Source organism: Ruegeria sp. BC6 (genome assembly GCF_056539185.1).
On sequence record NZ_JBQFUM010000003.1, the window covers coordinates 43,685 to 61,325 of the forward strand.

Annotated in this window: 17 protein-coding genes and 1 tRNA gene; 5 read left to right on the forward strand and 13 right to left on the reverse strand. The window is 62.9% G+C overall.

Annotated elements, in window-relative coordinates:
* Positions 1-8: 8 nt before the first annotated feature.
* From urtB to ACR0MM_RS10750, 3 genes are all read right to left on the reverse strand, one after another.
* Entirely contained in the window at positions 9-1,964 is a 1,956-nt protein-coding gene (gene urtB, locus ACR0MM_RS10740) for an urea ABC transporter permease subunit UrtB (protein ID WP_480696065.1), read from the reverse strand.
* Positions 1,965-2,031: 67 nt separating this feature from the next.
* Positions 2,032-3,306: an urea ABC transporter substrate-binding protein gene (urtA, locus tag ACR0MM_RS10745; RefSeq protein WP_170443946.1), complete on the reverse strand. Its 1,275-nt coding sequence runs from the start codon at positions 3,304-3,306 to the stop codon at positions 2,032-2,034.
* 287 nt (positions 3,307-3,593) lie between these two features.
* Positions 3,594-3,902: a hypothetical protein gene (locus tag ACR0MM_RS10750; RefSeq protein ID WP_480696068.1), complete on the reverse strand. Its 309-nt coding sequence runs from the start codon at positions 3,900-3,902 to the stop codon at positions 3,594-3,596.
* A gap of 289 nt (positions 3,903-4,191) precedes the next feature.
* Between ACR0MM_RS10750 and ACR0MM_RS10755 the strand changes: the two genes are divergently transcribed.
* Both ACR0MM_RS10755 and ACR0MM_RS10760 read left to right on the forward strand, forming a co-directional pair.
* Positions 4,192-5,703 carry an FAD-binding domain-containing protein gene (locus ACR0MM_RS10755; RefSeq protein ID WP_480696070.1) on the forward strand — a complete coding sequence of 504 codons (1,512 nt, stop codon included), beginning with the start codon at positions 4,192-4,194 and terminating at the stop codon, positions 5,701-5,703.
* Between the two features lie 6 nt (positions 5,704-5,709).
* Complete coding sequence (locus tag ACR0MM_RS10760; RefSeq protein WP_217356156.1) at positions 5,710-5,862, forward strand: DUF2256 domain-containing protein; 153 nt, start codon at positions 5,710-5,712, stop codon at positions 5,860-5,862.
* Here ACR0MM_RS10760 and ACR0MM_RS10765 read toward each other — a convergent pair.
* The 8 genes from ACR0MM_RS10765 to ACR0MM_RS10800 all read right to left on the reverse strand — a co-directional run bounded on the left by ACR0MM_RS10765 (position 5,859) and on the right by ACR0MM_RS10800 (position 13,068).
* Positions 5,859-7,403, reverse strand: a complete 1,545-nt coding sequence (locus ACR0MM_RS10765) for a cryptochrome/photolyase family protein (RefSeq protein WP_480696072.1) — start codon at positions 7,401-7,403, stop codon at positions 5,859-5,861. The genes ACR0MM_RS10760 and ACR0MM_RS10765 overlap by 4 nt on opposite strands.
* Positions 7,404-7,538: 135 nt before the next feature.
* Positions 7,539-7,614, reverse strand: a tRNA-Thr gene (locus ACR0MM_RS10770).
* A 196-nt stretch (positions 7,615-7,810) separates the two neighbouring features.
* Complete coding sequence (dxs, locus tag ACR0MM_RS10775) at positions 7,811-9,739, reverse strand: 1-deoxy-D-xylulose-5-phosphate synthase (RefSeq protein ID WP_480696074.1); 1,929 nt, start codon at positions 9,737-9,739, stop codon at positions 7,811-7,813.
* Positions 9,740-9,754: 15 nt separating this feature from the next.
* Entirely contained in the window at positions 9,755-10,621 is an 867-nt protein-coding gene (locus tag ACR0MM_RS10780) for a polyprenyl synthetase family protein (protein WP_480696076.1), read from the reverse strand.
* Positions 10,621-10,863 carry an exodeoxyribonuclease VII small subunit gene (locus ACR0MM_RS10785; RefSeq protein ID WP_005979588.1) on the reverse strand — a complete coding sequence of 81 codons (243 nt, stop codon included), beginning with the start codon at positions 10,861-10,863 and terminating at the stop codon, positions 10,621-10,623. Before ACR0MM_RS10785 ends, ACR0MM_RS10780 begins: the two co-directional genes overlap by 1 nt.
* Entirely contained in the window at positions 10,860-11,786 is a 927-nt protein-coding gene (locus ACR0MM_RS10790) for a histone deacetylase family protein (RefSeq protein ID WP_480696078.1), read from the reverse strand. The genes ACR0MM_RS10785 and ACR0MM_RS10790 overlap by 4 nt, the downstream gene beginning before the upstream one ends.
* Positions 11,787-11,857: 71 nt before the next feature.
* Positions 11,858-12,559 (reverse strand): response regulator, encoded by a 702-nt coding sequence (locus tag ACR0MM_RS10795; RefSeq protein ID WP_093964013.1) that lies wholly within the window; start codon positions 12,557-12,559, stop codon positions 11,858-11,860.
* A complete protein-coding gene (locus tag ACR0MM_RS10800) occupies positions 12,556-13,068 on the reverse strand; it encodes a MarR family winged helix-turn-helix transcriptional regulator (protein WP_480696080.1) in 513 nt (170 codons plus the stop codon). Before ACR0MM_RS10800 ends, ACR0MM_RS10795 begins: the two co-directional genes overlap by 4 nt.
* A gap of 158 nt (positions 13,069-13,226) precedes the next feature.
* On the opposite strand from ACR0MM_RS10800, the gene ACR0MM_RS10805 reads away from it, so the two are divergent.
* The 3 genes from ACR0MM_RS10805 to ACR0MM_RS10815 all read left to right on the forward strand — a co-directional run bounded on the left by ACR0MM_RS10805 (position 13,227) and on the right by ACR0MM_RS10815 (position 15,627).
* Positions 13,227-14,093, forward strand: coding sequence for a branched-chain amino acid aminotransferase (locus tag ACR0MM_RS10805; RefSeq protein WP_170340845.1), 867 nt, complete (start codon positions 13,227-13,229; stop codon positions 14,091-14,093).
* A gap of 108 nt (positions 14,094-14,201) precedes the next feature.
* A complete protein-coding gene (locus ACR0MM_RS10810; RefSeq protein WP_170364029.1) occupies positions 14,202-15,152 on the forward strand; it encodes an AraC family transcriptional regulator in 951 nt (316 codons plus the stop codon).
* Positions 15,153-15,261: 109 nt separating this feature from the next.
* Positions 15,262-15,627, forward strand: a complete 366-nt coding sequence (locus ACR0MM_RS10815) for a hypothetical protein (protein WP_480696082.1) — start codon at positions 15,262-15,264, stop codon at positions 15,625-15,627.
* 397 nt (positions 15,628-16,024) lie between these two features.
* On the opposite strand, the gene cobO is transcribed toward ACR0MM_RS10815, so the two are convergent.
* Positions 16,025-16,624, reverse strand: coding sequence for a cob(I)yrinic acid a,c-diamide adenosyltransferase (gene cobO, locus ACR0MM_RS10820; protein WP_170539831.1), 600 nt, complete (start codon positions 16,622-16,624; stop codon positions 16,025-16,027).
* Positions 16,625-16,680: 56 nt separating this feature from the next.
* Positions 16,681-17,616, reverse strand: coding sequence for a DMT family transporter (locus ACR0MM_RS10825; RefSeq protein ID WP_149774168.1), 936 nt, complete (start codon positions 17,614-17,616; stop codon positions 16,681-16,683).
* Positions 17,617-17,641 lie beyond the last annotated feature (25 nt).

The window sequence follows — 17,641 nt, forward strand, 5'->3', positions numbered from 1 at the left end:
CAGCCATATCACGCTTCCGCCGCCCGACCCTTGAGCGCGATGATGCCGCGCGGCCGGAATTGAATGAACAGGATGATGAACAAGATCATGTAGGTCTGCGCCGCCAGGGTATTGGACGGGTTGAGCCACTCGATCCCCTTCTGCAGCGTGCCGACCATCGTGGCCCCCAGCAGCGTCCCCCAGATGTTGCCCACACCGCCCACGACCACTGTCATGAAGCTTTGCACGATATAGTCGGAACCCATCTCGGACGTGACCTTTGCGTAAAGCCCGATCGCCACGCCGGCAATGCCCGCGATGCCCGAGCCAAAGCCGAAGGTCAGCATGTTGATCCGGTCGGGATTGATACCCATCGAGGACGCCATGCGCGGGTTTTGCGTCACGGCGCGCACCTCAAGCCCCAGCCTGGTCCGGTTCATGACGATGAGGAAAAGCGCGAGGAACAGCAGCGCCAGAACAAAGATCGCGATGCGGATGTAACTGATGGAGACGATATCGTTCAGCACCATCGAACCGTCCAGCCAGGCCGGGGCGGTCAGGGGACGCGCCTGGGTTCCAAAGATGTTCTTGGCCAGTTGCTGCAGCGCGATGGAAACACCGAAGGTCGCAAGCAGCGTCTCCAGCGGACGGTGGTACAGCCAGCGAATGACCAGACGTTCCAGTAGAACACCGGCGCCGAAGGTCACCAGGAATGCGCAGGGAATGGCGACAATGATCGACAGGGTCAGGTCCGGAATGAACAGTTGAACCACATATCCGGTATAGGCGCCCATCATGATGAACTCACCATGCGCCATGTTGATGACGCCCATGACGCCGAAAGTGATGGCAAGGCCGATGGCGGCAAGGAAATAGATCGAGGCGAGAGACAACGCATCCAGAACCAGATCCGCCGTCTGGTTGAGAGCGACTTGCGTCTCGATATTGTCCAGCACGGCCTGCGCGGCCAGCGCCACCGGCAACGGTGCCGAGGTGTAGACCCGGTAGAACTTGTACTGTTGCACGGCCTCGGCGATGTCGTCCTGCGTCACCAGCGGAGCGGCGAGCCCCTGATCGGCCAGCAGTTGGTATGCCGCTTGTCGTGCAGCATCTTCGTCCAGACTTGCCAACTGGACGCCTGCTACTCTGTCACCGTCAATATTCGAAATCAGGGTCTCTTTGATGGTGCCGTCGTCCACCAGGGCCGGTGCCAACCCGTTCTCAACCAACAGGTCATAGGCTTGTTTCTGTGTCAGTTCGTCGGACCCGGCCTCGATGGTCACAGCGCCATCCGGAACCGTGTCGGACACCTTGATTTCAGATGCAACAAGGGGATTGAGCGTTGCGCGCACGTCAACGCCCAGATCGCCTGCGAAGCTGTCGATTGCAGCCAGCCTGGCGGCCGCGTCATCATCAAACCGGATCGTCAACAGACGCTCGAGCCGGTCCTTGCGGGCCCGCAGATCCGCGTCCTGCTCTCCGGCCATGGCGCCGCGCAAGGCGGATAGGTGCGAGGGTTCCGCGTCCCGCTCGATTGCCGTCAGCGCTGCGCTTCGGTTCAGCGGGTCGGGGTCGTTCAATTGAAACTGCACCAGCGCCGAAGCGATCAACCCGCGAATGCCCGAGTTCGGCTTGAGTTGTTTGTAGTTCTTCTTGTCGACGACACCGATCTCGGCCCCATCCGAGATGTCGAAAACCCGCAAACCGCCATCGGCTTTGGACGCAAAAACGAAAAGGCCCGTATCCCGGTTGTACCACATGTCCTTGGCCTGCCACCGCTCGAGGACGGTTTGTGCCTCGGGCAATCCGCTCTGCGCCAGGGCGTCAATTGCCGGGCCGATCGTCTTGCGAGAGGATTTTTGAATGACCTCCGCATGGGCCTGCAAAAGCTTCTGCACCGGCGCGTCGGAGGATTGGGCTTGCAAAAGACCAGGGGCCACGAACAGCAGCAGGGCAAACAAAGCCCGGCAAATCGAAAGCGTCATTTGGGGAGACCTCGGCATTGGGCCCCGGGGCACATGTGATGCGCCCCGAGGTGTTCCGGTTCAGATCTTAGTAGTTCGATTTGATCTGTACGCAGCTTTTCGTTTCGGTGTTGTACATACCGCAACCCAGCTCTTTCCAATCCGAGACCAGAACCGCGGATTCGGGCAGGAAATCCGTCCAGGCATCGCCCGGAACCTCTTCGGTCTGGCTGATGATGTCGAACTGACCGTCTTCCTGGATTTCGCCGATCAGAACCGGCTTGGCGAGGTGGTGGTTCGGCAGCATGACGGCCGTGCCGCCGGTCAGGTTCGGGAATTCCTGGCCGTACATGGCCGCGCGCACGGCATCGACATCCGTCGAGCCCGCCTCGGTCGCGGCGTTCACCCACATGTTGAACCCGATGTAATGCGCTTCCATCGGATCGTTGGTCACCCGATCTTCGCCCATGCGGGCTTTCCAGGCGGCAACCCAGGCCTCGTTCGCTTCGCTCTCTGCCGACTGGAAGTAGTTCCACGCCGCCAGATGCCCGACAAGGTTGGTTGTGTCCAGACCGGCCAATTCTTCCTCGCCGACCGAGAAGGCAACTACTGGGATGTCATCCGCCGAGATACCTGCGGCGGCCAGTTCCTTGTAGAAGCCCACATTCGCGTCGCCGTTGATGGTCGAGATAACGCCGACTTTCTTGCCATCCGCGCCCAGCGCAACGACATCCGCCACGATCTTGGACCAGTCGGAATGGCCAAAGGGGGTGTAGTTCACGAAGATGTCCTCTTCGGCGATGCCTTTCTGCTTCAGATAGCTTTCGAGGATGTTGTTCGTCGTGCGCGGATACACGTAGTCGGTGCCCAAAAGGGCGAATTTCTCGACCCCCAGTTCCTCAAGGAAGTAGTCCGTTGCGGGGATCGCCTGCTGGTTCGGTGCGGCACCGGTGTAGAAGACGTTCTTCGAGCTTTCTTCGCCTTCGTACTGAACCGGATAGAACAGCAAACCGTTGAGCTCTTCGATGACCGGCAACACGGATTTGCGGGAGACCGATGTCCAGTTGCCAAAGATCACGTCAACTTCGTGGACGGTCAGCAGTTCGCGCGCTTTCTCGGCAAACAGCGGCCAGTCCGAGGCGGGGTCGACAACTACGGCTTCCAACTCGCAGCCCAGCAGGCCACCAGCTTCGTTCTGCTGTTCGACCAGCATCTCCATCGTGTCTTTCAGCGTGGTCTCGGAGATGGCCATCGTACCGGACAATGAGTGCAGAACGCCCACTTTGATCGGGCAATCGGCCAGTGCGGGCAGCGCGGTTGCGAACAATACAGCAGCAGTAGTGTTGAGTAGTTTGGAGTGCATCAGCGTTTCCTTTTGTGCGATGCGCAGCAGGCTTGTCCGGAACGTCGAAACATCCCATATACCCCCCACGCTTAATTGCGGTGTGCGAGGGCGTCATCAGGTTCCTAGGCCGGGCACCTTCGCACATTTTCCAAGCCGTCTTTCGGCGCACCACATTGCTAGGTCAGCTTTTGCCGGGGCTCAGAGTCCGGTGGCACGAGTTTCTGGATTGATTCAGCGTGTTGCCCAAATTTGCGGCGGTGCCGCATGGTTCGCCCAAAAATGCGGCGCTGCAGCGAAGGGTGGTCTCAGACGCCGCCCAGTATCAGCAGGCTGCACTGATCCAGAAGGTCGCTGGCCGTTTGCCGCGCGGCGCTGGCCGCCGTGATTTCCGAGCCAAAGGTCGCCGTATGGAGCAATCGCGCATGAGCGTGTTTTGAGTTCACCCGGTGGCTCAGGACCAGTTCGGCCTCCTCTGCCGTCACGGTCGCCTCAAGCAAGGACACGAAACCGCCGCGAAGCAACTCATAGTCCTGCGCCTTGGGGTCGTTCAGAAGCCAGGCATGCTCCATCTCGGCCGAAAAACGCCCGGCGCAGCCGGCAAACGATTTGACCATGTCGGTTTCAGCATGAAGCAATCCGATGGATGAGAAAGTGCATAGTGCTGAAACGAAAATAGTTTTCAAAGCGCCCATGTTTTGATCATTGCAACCGAAAAAGCGCCCGTCAAGACAGCGATTTATAAACTGTCCTGCCCATTTGCCGACAGGCTTCGGTCGCACCGGGCCACGACAGAACCGGTTCCGCGCGGTTTTTGCGTCCCGTCCCTGCCGGGGCGCATTGAACCCGGTTGAGGGCTGGCCGGACCAGACTAGCTATTGCCCAGATTTGGTTCGGAGAACGGTTTTGCAGATCGTTTGGTTCAAGCGGGATCTCAGGGTGCAGGACAATCGTGCCCTGGCTCATGCGGCACAGCGGGGGGCGCTGGTGCCGCTTTACGTGGTTGAACCCGATCTTTGGCGCCAACCCGACACGTCCGCTCGCCAATGGGCGTTCATCCACGAAACCCTGGTCGAGCTGCGCAGGCAGCTTGCGGAACTGGGCCAGCCCCTGATCGTACGGACGGGCGAGATGCTGTCGGTCCTAGACGATCTTGCGCAGAGTTTCGACCTCACGGCCCTGTGGTCGCATGAAGAAACGGGAAACGACTGGACCTTTCAGCGGGACAAACGCGTGGCGTCCTGGTGCCGAACCCGGGGTATTCCCTGGCACCAGCCGCGCAATCACGGGGTTCGCCGTCGTCTGGCGTCGCGCGATGGCTGGGCCAAAGAGTGGGATCGCTTCATGAGCGAACCGATCACGCTCGCACCCATATTGCGGCCCATCCCGATGGACTCGGGTGGGATCCCGTCCAGCACGGAATTGGGGTTGCACCCGGACCCATGTCCACGGCGCCAGTCGGGCGGCCACACGGCGGCGTCGGACCGGTTGACCACATTCCTGAGCGCGCGCGCCCGGACCTATCGCAGCGCGATGTCTTCACCTCAGCTGGGCGAACACGCGTGTTCGCGCCTGTCCCCGCATCTGGCATGGGGAACGCTGTCGATGCGCGAGGTGATGCAGGCCACATGGGCGCGGCAAAAAGCGCTGAGCCACACCCCCGACAAACAGTGGCGGGGGGCGATGTCCTCGTTCGAAGGCCGGCTGCATTGGCACTGCCATTTTATCCAGAAACTGGAGGATGACCCCCGGATCGAGTTCCAGAACGTGCATCGCGCCTATGACGGGATCCGCCCCTCGGCCCCGGATTCGCATCGGCTGGAGGCCTGGGCCAACGGTGAGACCGGCCTGCCATTTGTTGACGCATGCATGCGGTACTTGCGGGCAACAGGGTGGCTCAACTTTCGAATGCGCGCGATGGTTATGGCGACGGCCAGCTATCACCTGTGGCTTGACTGGCGCGCGCCCGGTGAGGTTCTCGCCCGCCTGTTCACCGATTACGAACCGGGCATCCACTGGAGCCAGGTGCAGATGCAGGCCGGCACCACGGGCATAAACGCGCTGCGGATCTACAACTCGGTGAAACAGGGCCATGATCAGGACCCGACCGGGACCTTTACCCGCCGTTGGTTGCCGGAATTGGCGGATATCCCGGATCGCCATCTGCAAGAGCCGTGGAAGGCCGAGAATGCAGGTGCCGTGCTGGGCAAACGCTACCCGATGCCCATCGTCGATCACGTCGCGGCGGCCCGGTTCGCCCGGGATCGGATCTGGGCGGTGCGGCGCGGGGACGGATTCCGGGACGAGGCTGCGAAGGTCTTGGCCCGGCATGGCAGCCGCAAGGGGCGTTTGCGGAAAGGAAACAGCCGTGCGGTCACCCGCAACCCGGCGCAATTGTCATTGGATCTGGGGGACTAGATGCGGATGCGGAAAAAGTCGGATCTTCCGACGAAAACCTGCGCCACATGCGGGCGTCCTTTCACTTGGCGGCGAAAATGGGCCAAGGTCTGGGACGAGGTCCGCCACTGCTCGCAGCGTTGCCGCCGAGCCCGATCGTCTTCGACCGGCCAATGCTAGAGGCTGTCGAGTATCTCCCGCGCGCTGTCGCGGTATTGGGCCTGTTTTTCGGGGTCCATACGGTCCCAGGTTCGGTAGGCATGGCCCAACCTGGGATTGCCACGCAGCTTGTCGGCGTTGCGTGCCAGGAAATCCCAATACAGTGGATTGAAAGGGCAGGCATTCGCACCGAACTTGCGTTTCACGTCATAGCGGCAATGCGAACAGTGATCCGACATCTTGTTGATGTAGTTTCCGCTTGCTGCGTAGGGTTTTGACCCAAGCAATCCGCCATCGGCGAATTGACTCATTCCGATCACGTTGGGGGCCTCGACCCATTCATACGCATCGGCGTAAACCGCCAGGTACCACTCGTGGACTTCGTGCGGATCGACCCCGGCCAGCATCGCGAAATTGCCAGTCACCATCAGGCGCTGGATATGGTGGGCATAGGCGTGGTCGCGCGTCTGCCCGATTGCGGCCGCCATGCAGGCCATTTCCGTTTTGGCCGTCCAGTAGAAATCCGGCAGCGGGCGGGTTGCCCCGAAGTGGTTGCGTTCCGTGTACCCGGGCATGTTCAGCCGATAGAGGCCCCGAACATATTCTCGCCAGCCGATGATCTGACGGATAAAGCCCTCGACCGCATTCAAAGGCGCGCGGCCTTCATAGTAGGCACGCTCGACCTGCCGGCAGATCTCCATGGGCCCCAGCAGACCCGCGTTCAGGTAATGCGACAGGACCGAGTGATAGAGGAACGGTTCTGCCTGTAGCATTGCGTCCTGATGGTCCCCGAACAGAGGCAGAGCGTGTTCCACGAAGTGGTCCAGCGCCTCGAGCGCGCCGGCGCGGGTCACCGCAAACCAGAACGGGCGCAGCTGTCCGAAGTTGTCGTCAAACCGGGTTTCGACAAGGCTCAGAACCTCGGTGGTGATGTCATCCGGGTCGGATCGGGGCGGTTGGGGCATGAACAGATCGTACGTGGCGGGCTTGCGGTTTTCCGCATCAAAGTTCCAGCGCCCGCCTTCGGGTTGGTCGCCGTTCATCAACAGCCCCGTTTTGCGCCGCATCTCGCGATAGAAATATTCCATCCGCAACTGCTTGCGTCTCTCCGCCCAATTGCGAAACTCCTGGTGCGTGGCGACAAACCGGTCATCTTCCAGCATATGTAGATCGGTTTGGCTCTGGTCCGCCCACTCCAGCAAGGCGGCTTTCAGCCGGTACTCGCCGGGCTCGGTCACCTGAACGTTTGTAATCGACAGATCCGCGATGGCCCGCGCGATCTCGCCTGTGATGGAGCCGGTATTGTCAGGGTCATCCAGTTTGACATAGCGAACCTGCCACCCCGCCGCACCGAGCTCATCTGCGAAATGGCGCATCGCCGAAAAGACAAACGCGATCTTCTTTTTGTGATGCGGGACATATCCCGCCTCGTCCGCGACTTCGGCCATCAACACCGTGTCGCGCGCCTTCTCCGCCTGACTCAAGGCGCTTAAGTCTTGGCTCAGTTGGTCGCCCAGCACCAAGATCAGCCGGCTGGGGGAGCGTTCGTTTGTCTGCGTCATTTCCGTCGAGTTAGGGCCGCCACGCGGATGAGCAACCCAAACTTCCGGAAAGGTTGCACGGCAGATAAATTGAAGAACCGAAGCAACAGACGGGAAAACTGGCGGCAAACCACCGAAGTTTGTTCCAAGAAGCTATGGTGCCGCTGAAGGGACTCGAACCCCCGACCCCATCATTACGAATGACGTGCTCTACCAGCTGAGCTACAGCGGCCCATTTTTCCACGCGCACCCGTGCCGGTGGGGGCGCGGTATGCGGTGCGAAGGATCGTTTAAACCGTCCAACGGGCGTAGGCAAGACCGGTTGTTGGCCCCGATGCGAGGTTTTGCTGGAGGGCGACTGACCTTGTTCACCCGTCGTTCGACCCGAGTGCCGCTCGGGCTGAGGGCAGCCGATGATCCAGTCGGGATCAGGCGCGTTTTTCGCCGATTGATGCAACGCCCAGAACGGCAAGCACCTTGGCTTCGATCTGTTCGGCGTTCATGCCCGCGACCGCGTACATGTCGGCAGGGCTGGCCTGGTCGATGAAAATGTCCGGCAGCACCATCGAGCGGTATTTCAGTCCGCGGTCGAACACGCCCTCATCCGCCAGCAGCTGCGCCACGTGGCTGCCGAACCCGCCGATGGCGCCTTCTTCGATGGTGATCAGCGCTTCGTGGTTGGCGGCTAGGTCCAGGATCAGGTCGCGGTCCAGCGGCTTGGCGAACCGGGCGTCGGCGATGGTCGGGGTGATACCGCGCGCGGCCAAAGATTCGGCGGCCTTCTGCACTTCGGCCAGGCGCGTGCCGAAGGACAGTATCGCCACCCGCGCCCCCGACTGGATCAGGCGGCCCTTGCCGATTTCCAGAACCTGCCCGCGTTCGGGCAGATCGACGCCCACGCCTTCGCCCCTCGGATAGCGGAACGCGATCGGTCCTTCGTCATGGGCGGCGGCGGTGGCGACCATGTGCACCAGTTCGGCCTCGTCGGCGGCGGCCATCACCACCATGCCCGGTAGGTTGGACAGGTAGGCGATGTCGAACGACCCGGCATGGGTCGCGCCATCAGCACCCACCAGCCCCGCACGGTCGATGGCAAAGCGCACAGGCAGGCGCTGGATCGCCACGTCATGCACCACCTGGTCATAGCCGCGCTGCAAAAAGGTGGAATACATCGCGCAGAACGGCTTCAGCCCGCCCGCCGCCAGCGCGGCCGAGAACGTGACCCCGTGCTGCTCGGCAATCGCCACGTCGAAACAGCGCGACGGGTAGCGTTCGGCGAACAGGTTCAGCCCGGTGCCGTCTGGCATCGCCGCGGTCACCGCCACGATCTTGTCGTCCCGGCTGGCCTCGTCCACCAAGGTATTGCCGAAGATCGAGGTGTAGGATGGCGCGTTCGACGGCGCCTTCTGCTGCTTGCCGGTGACCACGTCGAACTTGGCGGTGGCATGGCCCTTGTCGCGGGCCTGCTCAGCCGGGGCATAGCCCCTGCCCTTTTTGGTCAGCGCATGGATCAGAATCGGCCCGGTCGCCCGCGCCTTGACCGTGCGCAGCACTGGCAGCAGCTGGTCCAGGTCATGCCCGTCGATCGGGCCGACATAGGAGAATCCCAGTTCTTCGAACAGCGTGCCGCCGACCGCCATGCCCTTGAGCATCTCCTTGGCGCGCTTGGCGCCTTCGCGGAACGGTTCGGGCAGCAGCGACACCGCCCCCTTGGCGGCGGCCTTCAGATCGTGGAACGGCTCTTCGGCATAGATGCGCGAGAGATAGTTCGACAGCGCACCCACGGGTGGGGCGATGCTCATCTCGTTGTCGTTCAGGATCACGATCAGGCGTTTCTTCAGGTGGCCGGCGTTGTTCATCGCCTCGAAGGCCATCCCGGCCGACATCGACCCGTCGCCGATCACGGCAATCGCGTCGCCCAGCCCCTCGGGCGTGACCCCGCCCAGGTCGCGCGCCACGGCAAAGCCCAGCGCCGCGCTGATCGAGGTCGAACTGTGCGCCGCGCCGAACGGGTCATAGGGGCTTTCGCTGCGCTTGGTGAACCCGCTGAGGCCGCCTTTCTGGCGCAGGGTGCGGATGCGGTCGCGCCGCTCGGTCAGGATCTTGTGCGGATAGCACTGGTGCCCGACATCCCAGATGATCTTGTCGCGCGGCGTGTCGAACACCGCGTGCAGGGCCACGGTCAGCTCGACCACGCCCAGCCCCGCGCCCAGATGCCCGCCGGTCACCGAGACGGCCGAAATCGTCTCGGCCCGCAACTCGTGTGCCAGCTGATGCAGCTGCGCGTCCGAAAACTGCTTGAGATCCGCCGGGCGGTTCACAAGGTCCAGAAGCGGGGTGTTCGGACGGTCTGACATGGCATCCCTTACGGTTTAGCTTTCACGCGCAATAACGAAGCGGGCGGCGTCCTTCAAGGTTTCGGCCCGCGGTCCGTAGGCGTCCAACGCGGCGCAGGCCTGCTCAACCAGCTCGGCAGCGCGCGCCTTCGCCGCATCCAGACCCAGCAGCGAAACGAAAGTTGCCTTGCCCGCCTGTGCGTCCTTCTGCAATCGTTTGCCCGCCTTTTCGCTGTCACCCTCCACATCAAGGATGTCGTCGGCGATCTGAAAGGCAAGACCCAGCGCTCGGGCATATTGGCGCAATGGGGTCGGATCAGCCTCCGACAGAACAGCACCGGCGCACGCCGACCATTCGATCAGCGCCCCGGTCTTGCCAGCCTGAAGATGCGTGATTTCCGGCAGGGTCAATGGCTGTTCGGCAGACTCGGCAGCGATGTCCAACGCCTGACCCAGAACCATGCCTTGGGCGCCGCTGGCCCGGGCGAGGGTCAGCGCCAGTTCGGCCCGAACGCCTGCAGATCCGACCTCGGGCCGGGTGCAAAGCTCGAACGCCAGCGCCTGCAAAGCGTCGCCAGCCAGAACCGCGATGCCGTCGTTCCATTGCTTGTGTACGGTCGGACGACCGCGCCGCAGGTCATCATCGTCCATGCAGGGCAGATCATCATGCACCAGGCTGTAGGCGTGCAGCGCCTCGATACCGGTCGCTGGCCAGATCGCGCAGGTCTCGTCCATCCCGTGCAGTCGGGCGCTTTCCAGCACCAGAAATCCGCGCAGCCGCTTGCCGCCCTGCGTGGCATAGGCCATCGCGCGGGTCACATCGACATCGTCCAGTGCACCCAGAACCAGATCGAACTGCGCCTGGATCAGCGCAGCGTCCTGAACCAGCCTTTCGGAAAACATTACAGGCCTTCGACAGGTGTCGTCCCGGTGGGCTGCCCATCGGCATCCAGCGTGATGGCGGCCACTTTCTCCTCGGCGCGCTTCAGCTCGTCTTCGCAGCGTTTCTTCAGCTTGGCGCCGCGCTCGTACAGGGCGATCGACTGGTCCAGCGCCACGTCGCCGCGCTCCAGCTGGCCGACCACGGCCTCCAGCTCTTTCATCGCCTGTTCGAATGTCATCTGTTCAACGGGGGTCTCGGTCATCGGGCTGCCTTCATCAGTTCTTCAACATGGGCGCGTGTGGCCTTGGCCAGTGCGTTCAGATCATACCCGCCTTCCAAAGTCGAGACGATACGGCCCCCACACAGCTCATCAGCGATCCGGCACAGCTGCGCAGTGATCCAGGCGAAGTCGTCGGTGGACCAATTCAGATTGGCCAGCGGATCGTCCTGATGGGCGTCGAATCCGGCCGAGATGATGATCAGCTCGGGCTTGAACGCGCGCAGCCGGGGAAAGGCCAGCTCTTCGTAGGCCGCGCGCATCTCGGCCCCGGCGGTGCTGGGGGCCAGCGGAATGTTCACGATGGTGTTATGCGCCCCGGTTTCATCCGGCCGTCCCGAGCCCGGCCACAGCGGCATCTGCTGGCTGGTGATCACCAGCGCGCGGGCCTCGTCCCACAGCAGATCCTGCGTGCCATTGCCGTGATGCACGTCGAAATCCACCACCGCGACCCGATCCAGCCCGTGATGGTCCAGCGCATGTTTCGCCGCCAGGGCAGCATTGCCGAACAGGCAGAATCCCATGGCGGTTTCCCGTTCGGCGTGATGGCCCGGCGGCCGAATGGCGCAGAACGCATTCGGCGCCTCACCGCCCAGCACCATGTCCACCGCCCGCACCACGGCCCCCCCCGCCCGATAGGCCGCATCGACCGAGCCGGGCGACATGAACGTATCCCCGTCGATCTGGCGGAACCCCTCGGTGGGGCGGCTGTCACGGATTTCGCGGATGTAACTCTCGGGATGGATGCGCAGCAGGTCGTCATCCGCCGCCAGCGGCGCGGTCACCCGCTGCAGGTCCAGCGGCTCCAGCGCATGCAGGATATGTTCCAGCCGGGCCACCCGCTCGGGGTGCCCCTCGGGGGTGACATGACCCAGACAGTCGGCATGCGTCAAAACAGCGGTTTTCATGAAACTCCCCCAACTTCATCTGGCCAAAAATATCCTCGCCGAAGGCAAGAAAACGCCGGGCGGCGGCAAAATCAATCCGGCGCCAGCATATATCCTGCGCCCCGCACCGTCTGCAGATAGCGCGGCTGCTTCGGGTCCTGCTCAATCTTGCGGCGCAGGCGCGTGATCTGCACGTCCACTGCGCGTTCCTGCGCCTGCCCCTTGTCGCGCCCCAGATCCTCGACCAGCTTCGACCGGCTGATCGGCTCGCCCGGCTGAGCCGAGAAGATCTTCATCAGCTGGCTTTCGGTGGCGGTCAGCCGCACCGGCTCTTCGCCCTGCCACATCTCGCCGCGTTCGATGTCATAGCGGATCGGCCCCAGATGCAGGATCTTGGCGGCCGTATCCTGCGCCGTGGTTTCCGGCATCCGCCGCAGGATCGCGTTGATCCGCAGCAGCAGCTCCTTGGGCTCGAACGGCTTGGCCAGGTAATCATCGGCCCCGGCTTCCAATCCGGCGATCCGGTGCTCGGTCTCGCCGCGTGCCGTCAGCAGCAGGATCGGCGTGTCATGCGTTTCGCGCAGGGCCCGGGTCAGGCTGACGCCATCCTCGCCCGGCATCATCACGTCCATCACGATCAGGTCGAAATCCAGCCCCGACAGGACCCGCCGCGCATGGGCGGCATCACGCGCCGCCGTCACCAGAAATCCGCTGCGCATCAAGAATTTCTTGAGCAGATCGCGGATGCGTTCATCGTCATCGACGATCAGAAGGTGGGCGTCCACATCGCTCATGAAGTTGAATCCCGCAGTTTCGTGTAAGTCCGACGCATATCAGCATCCATCATCGCTTCAAGAACTTTGCGGAACCCGGCAACCGCCTCGGGGCCGGCCTCCTTGTAGGCCGCGCGCATCCGGGCGCGCTGGGCGTCCGACAGCTGCGACTCGAGCGCTTTGCCCTTTTCGGTCAGGTACAGGTGGCGTTCGCGCTTGTCGACGGTGCCGACCCGGCTCTCGACGAGGCCGTCGTCGATCAGCGTGCGCAGCACCCGGTTCAGCGACTGCTTGGTCACCCCCAGAATCGCCAGCAGGTTGTTCACCGTGGTGCCCGGCGCACGGTTGATGAAATGGATCGCCCGGTGATGCGCCCGGCCATAGGCCATTTCGCTCAAGATGCGGTCGGGGTCGGCGGTAAAGCCGCGATAGGCGAAGAACATCGCCTCGATCCCCTGGCGAAGCTGTTCATCCGTCAGAAACAACAGGCTTTCTCCGCCAAAGACCGGGGCGGGGCGGATCTCGGACATATCGGGCCTCATTCGTTACACGCCCCGACTTTAAGTCAGCGTTATTGACATTCCAAGGGCGGACAGGTATCGAATCGCAGTTTTTGCGCAATTTTGTGTCCGGGTCGGACCTAAGTGGCGCAACAATCGGAAATGTGGCCCGGGTCAGGAGGTTTCGGATGGCGGGATATGACGATCGTGACGGTGTCATCTGGATGGATGGCGAATTTGTGCCCTGGCGCGATGCCAAGGTGCACGTCCTGACCCATGCGATGCACTATGCCAGCTCGGTCTTCGAGGGCGAGCGCGCCTACAACGGCAAGATCTTCAAAAGCCGCGAACATTCCGAGCGGTTGATCAAATCGGCCGAGGCGCTGGACATGCCGATGCCTTACACGGTCGACCAGATCGAGGCAGCCAAGGCCGAAACGCTGGAAAAAAGCGGCCTCAAGGACGCATATGTGCGCGCGCTGGTCTGGCGCGGTTCGGGCGAGGACATGGGCGTGGCCTCGGCGCGCAACCCGGTGCGGATGGCCATCGCGGTCTGGCCCTGGGGCGCCTATTACGGCGACGCCAAGATGCAGGGCGCCAAGCTGGACATCGCTGAATGGAAGCGGCCCAGCCCGGAAACCATCCCGGTCCACGCCAAGGCGGCGGGGCTGTACATGATCTGCACGATCTCCAAGCACAAGGCCGAGGCCAAGGGCTGTTCGGATGCCTTGTTCATGGATTACCGCGGCTATGTGGCCGAGGCGACCGGTGCCAACGTATTCTTCGTCAAGGATGGCGAAGTGCATACACCGCTGGCCGACTGCTTCCTGAACGGGATTACCCGCCAGACGGTGATCCAGATGCTGAAAGACAAAGGCATCACCGTACACGAACGCCACATCCTGCCCGAGGAGATGGCCGATTTCGAACAGTGCTGGCTGACCGGCACCGCGGCCGAGGTCACGCCGGTGGGCCAGATCGGCGAGTATACTTTCGAGGTTGGCGACCTGACTCGCGAGATCGCCAACGATTACGAACAGCTGGTCCGCAGCTGATCCGACATCCGCGCGGGCGGTGGCCGACCGGCCTTGCCGCCCGTCCGGACCTTGTTGCAGATCGTCCGCAGCGCTGGACGATCGGGTGCGAATCCGTATCCTTTCTGCATGTTGGACCTGCTCAGCGATATCCTGACGCGCCTTTCCCTGCGGGGCACCCTGTATTTCCGGACCTCGTTCACGCCGCCCTTCGGCGTGCAGGTGCCTGCATTCGAAAACGTCGCCCGGTTTCACTTCGTCCAGCGCGGAGAACTGAAGGTGCATGTGTCCACCACCGGCGAGACCCTGCGGTTACGGCAGGGGGATTTGATCCTGATTCCGCACGGGGCCGCGCATGCGCTGCTGTGCAACGAGGTCCGGCCCGTGGATGCTCTGCCGCTGGAGCAGGTTCTGGACCGGGCCGGTTACAAAGGTGACGGTGTGCTGGTCTATGGCGGAGCCGAGCAGGACCGTGACACCCAACTGATCTGCGGGCATTTCTCGTTTGCCGGTCCGGCCGGGCGGCGCGGCACCGGGCATATGCTGATCGACCGTCTGCCGCCATATATCCTGATCGAGAATTACGGCGAATCCGCCGGGGCCTGGATCGAGGCCACGCTGCGGATGATCGAATCCGAGGTTGCGGGTGCCCGGATCGGCGGTGACCTGATCGCGCTGAAACTGTCCGAGGTCCTGTTTGCCCAGGCGATCCGCGCCTATCTGGAACATCAAAGCCCCACCGATGCGGCCCTGTCGGGCTTCGCCGATCCACGTATCTCGCGCGCGCTGGGCGCCTTTCACCGGGACCCGGCCCGCGAGTGGAGCGTGGCATCGCTCGCGCGCGAAGCCGGCATGTCGCGCACGACTTTCGCGCAGCTGTTCACCCAGAAGATGGGCGCCACGCCCATGCAATACCTGACCGACTGGCGTATGCAGATCGCCTGCCACGGACTGATCGAAAGCCGCTGGAACGTGGCCGACGCGGCGGCTCAGGTCGGCTATGCCTCCGAGGCGGCGTTTTCGCGGGTGTTCAAGAAGCAGATCGGCCTGTCTCCGGCCGCCTACAGGGCGATGCACTGATCCGTCGATTTGACGGACGATCTGCAAGGTATTCCAAACGATCTGGGCTGCGACGTTCGGGCTGGTGAACATATCCTTGATCCGTCCTCAATCAAGGAAAGGAAACATCATGTCTCTGCGTTTCGTTACCCGCACCATTCATGCCTATCTGGACTACCCGGTGGCACTGGCCCTGATTGGGCTGCCTTTTGCCCTGGGACTGGGCGCGTCGAACCCGATTGCGCTGTGGCTGTCGGTGGCCACCGGCGTGGCGGCTTTCGTGCTGACGGTGCTGACGGATCATCACCTGGGTGTCTGGCGCGTGCTGCCCTACAGGTTTCACCTGGCCGTCGATCTGCTGGTGGGGCTCACCTTCCTGTTCGCCCCCAGCCTGTTCGGCTTCACCGGTCTGGATGCGGTCTACTACTGGCTGAATGGCGCCGCTGTGGTGGCCGTAGTCTCGCTCAGCGCGCCCGACCAGACAGCCACCGCCTGACCCCTTGCTCCGGCCATTTGGACGGGGCGAATTTTGGCCTTGAAAATTCCGACAGAAATTGTCAGTTATAGGCCAACCCCAGATACGCCGGTATCAAGCCTTTGATTCCGAGACGGCCTGCGCGCCAAGCCGTACACCCGCGAGGGCGCGCCACCGTCTCGGAAACGATTTCGGAAAGGCCACGCGATGCGCGACCCGATACTTGAACTTCTGTCCAGTTCAGACCTGCCCCTTGGCAGCGGGTGTTGCGCCGATGGCGACCTGGTGGCCTACCTGGACTGCAAGTGCCAGGACGGACTCTGTGATCGGGTGGCCGGGGTTGCGGACGCCCGGATCGCCACTGTCCCCCAGAGCACGCCGGCGGCACCGGCAAGTGGTGCCGTCCCGCGTTGACCGATCAGAAATCGACGCCGCGCTGGGCCTTGATGCCGGCCTGGAACGGGTGCTTTTGCTCGGTCATTTCGGTGACCAGATCCGCATAGTCGCGCAGCGCCTGCGGCGCGTCGCGCCCGGTCAGGAACACGCTGGTCCGGTCCGAGCGGGCCTTCAGCCCCTCGATCACCGCGTCCACCGACAGGTATTCATAGCGCAGGGCGATGTTGATCTCGTCCAGCACCACAAGGTCATAGTCGCCGCTGGCCATCAGGTCGCACGCCTTGTCGAAGGCGGCGGTGGCGGCGGCGATGTCGCGGTCGCGGTCCTGGGTGTCCCAGGTGAAGCCTTCGCCCATCGTGTGCCAGGTGACCAGATCGTGCTCTTCGAAGAACCGCCGCTCGCCAGTCTTCCATTTGCCCTTGATGAACTGCACCACGGCGACCTTTTGGCCCCAGCCCAATGCGCGGATCACCACGCCGAAGGCGGCCGAGGATTTGCCCTTGCCCTTGCCGGTGTTGATCAGCACCAGCCCCCGGCCGGGATCCACGGCCTCGGACACCTTCTTGCGGTGCTGGGCCTGCACCTGTTGCATCTTCTGTTTGTGGTCCTGTGCGTCGCTCATGGCAAAACCTCGTTGATTGTCCGCGCCAACCTAGGCGATGGGCGCGAAAGGTAAAGTCAGGGTTTGTGATCGGTCAGCGACCGCGCCTTGCCGCGTTCCAGACCCAGCTGGTGTTCGCGCCAGATCACCACCGCATTGCCGGCGATCACCAGCGCCGCCCCCAGCAGGATCGCCAGGGTCGGCAGCTCGTCAAACCAGACATAGCCGATGAAGATGGCGAACAGCATCGACGTATAGTCATACGGCGCCAGCATCGAGGCCTGCCCGAACCGGTAGGACGAGGTCACCAGAATCTGCGCGACGCCGCCGATCAGGCCCATCGTGATCAGGATCAGCAGCTGGTTCAGGGTCGGCATGGTCCAGCCCCAGAACACGGTCAGCGCTGACAGCAGCGTGGCGGTCATCGAGAAATAGAAGACGATCGCGGCGGGGTGGTCGACCTGCACCAGTTGCCGGATGTGGATCTGTACAAAGCCTCGGGCCACGGTTGCGCCCAGCACGCACAGCGCGCCGATCGTGGCGCCGGTGCCCAGATCGGCCGAGCCCAGCCGCGGCCAGATCATGATCAGCACGCCCAAGAGCCCGATCGCCACCGCGCCGATGCGGATCAGGCGGATGCGCTCGCCCAGCAGCAGCGCCGCCAGGATCAGGGTGAAGATCGGCGTAGCATAGCCGATGGCCGTGACCTCGGGCAGCGGCAGCAGGCTGAGCCCGGTGAAGGTCAGGCCCATGGCGGTGGTGCCCAGCACCCCGCGCCAGAAATGGCCCATGGGTTTCCTGACGACAAAGCCCTGCGCCAGTTCCCCGCGCGAGATCAGCCAGGCCACGATCACCGGCACCGCGAAAAGCGAACGGAAAAACACCATCTGACCCGGCGGGAAATCCGCCGACAGCGCCTTGACCAGCGCCGACATCGCCGTGAACAGGAACAGCGCGCTGAGTTTCAGCGTCACGGCCAGAACGGGGCGATGAGAGGTCAGGGATTGGGCCATCGGCGCGACCCTGCGCCTTTGCGCG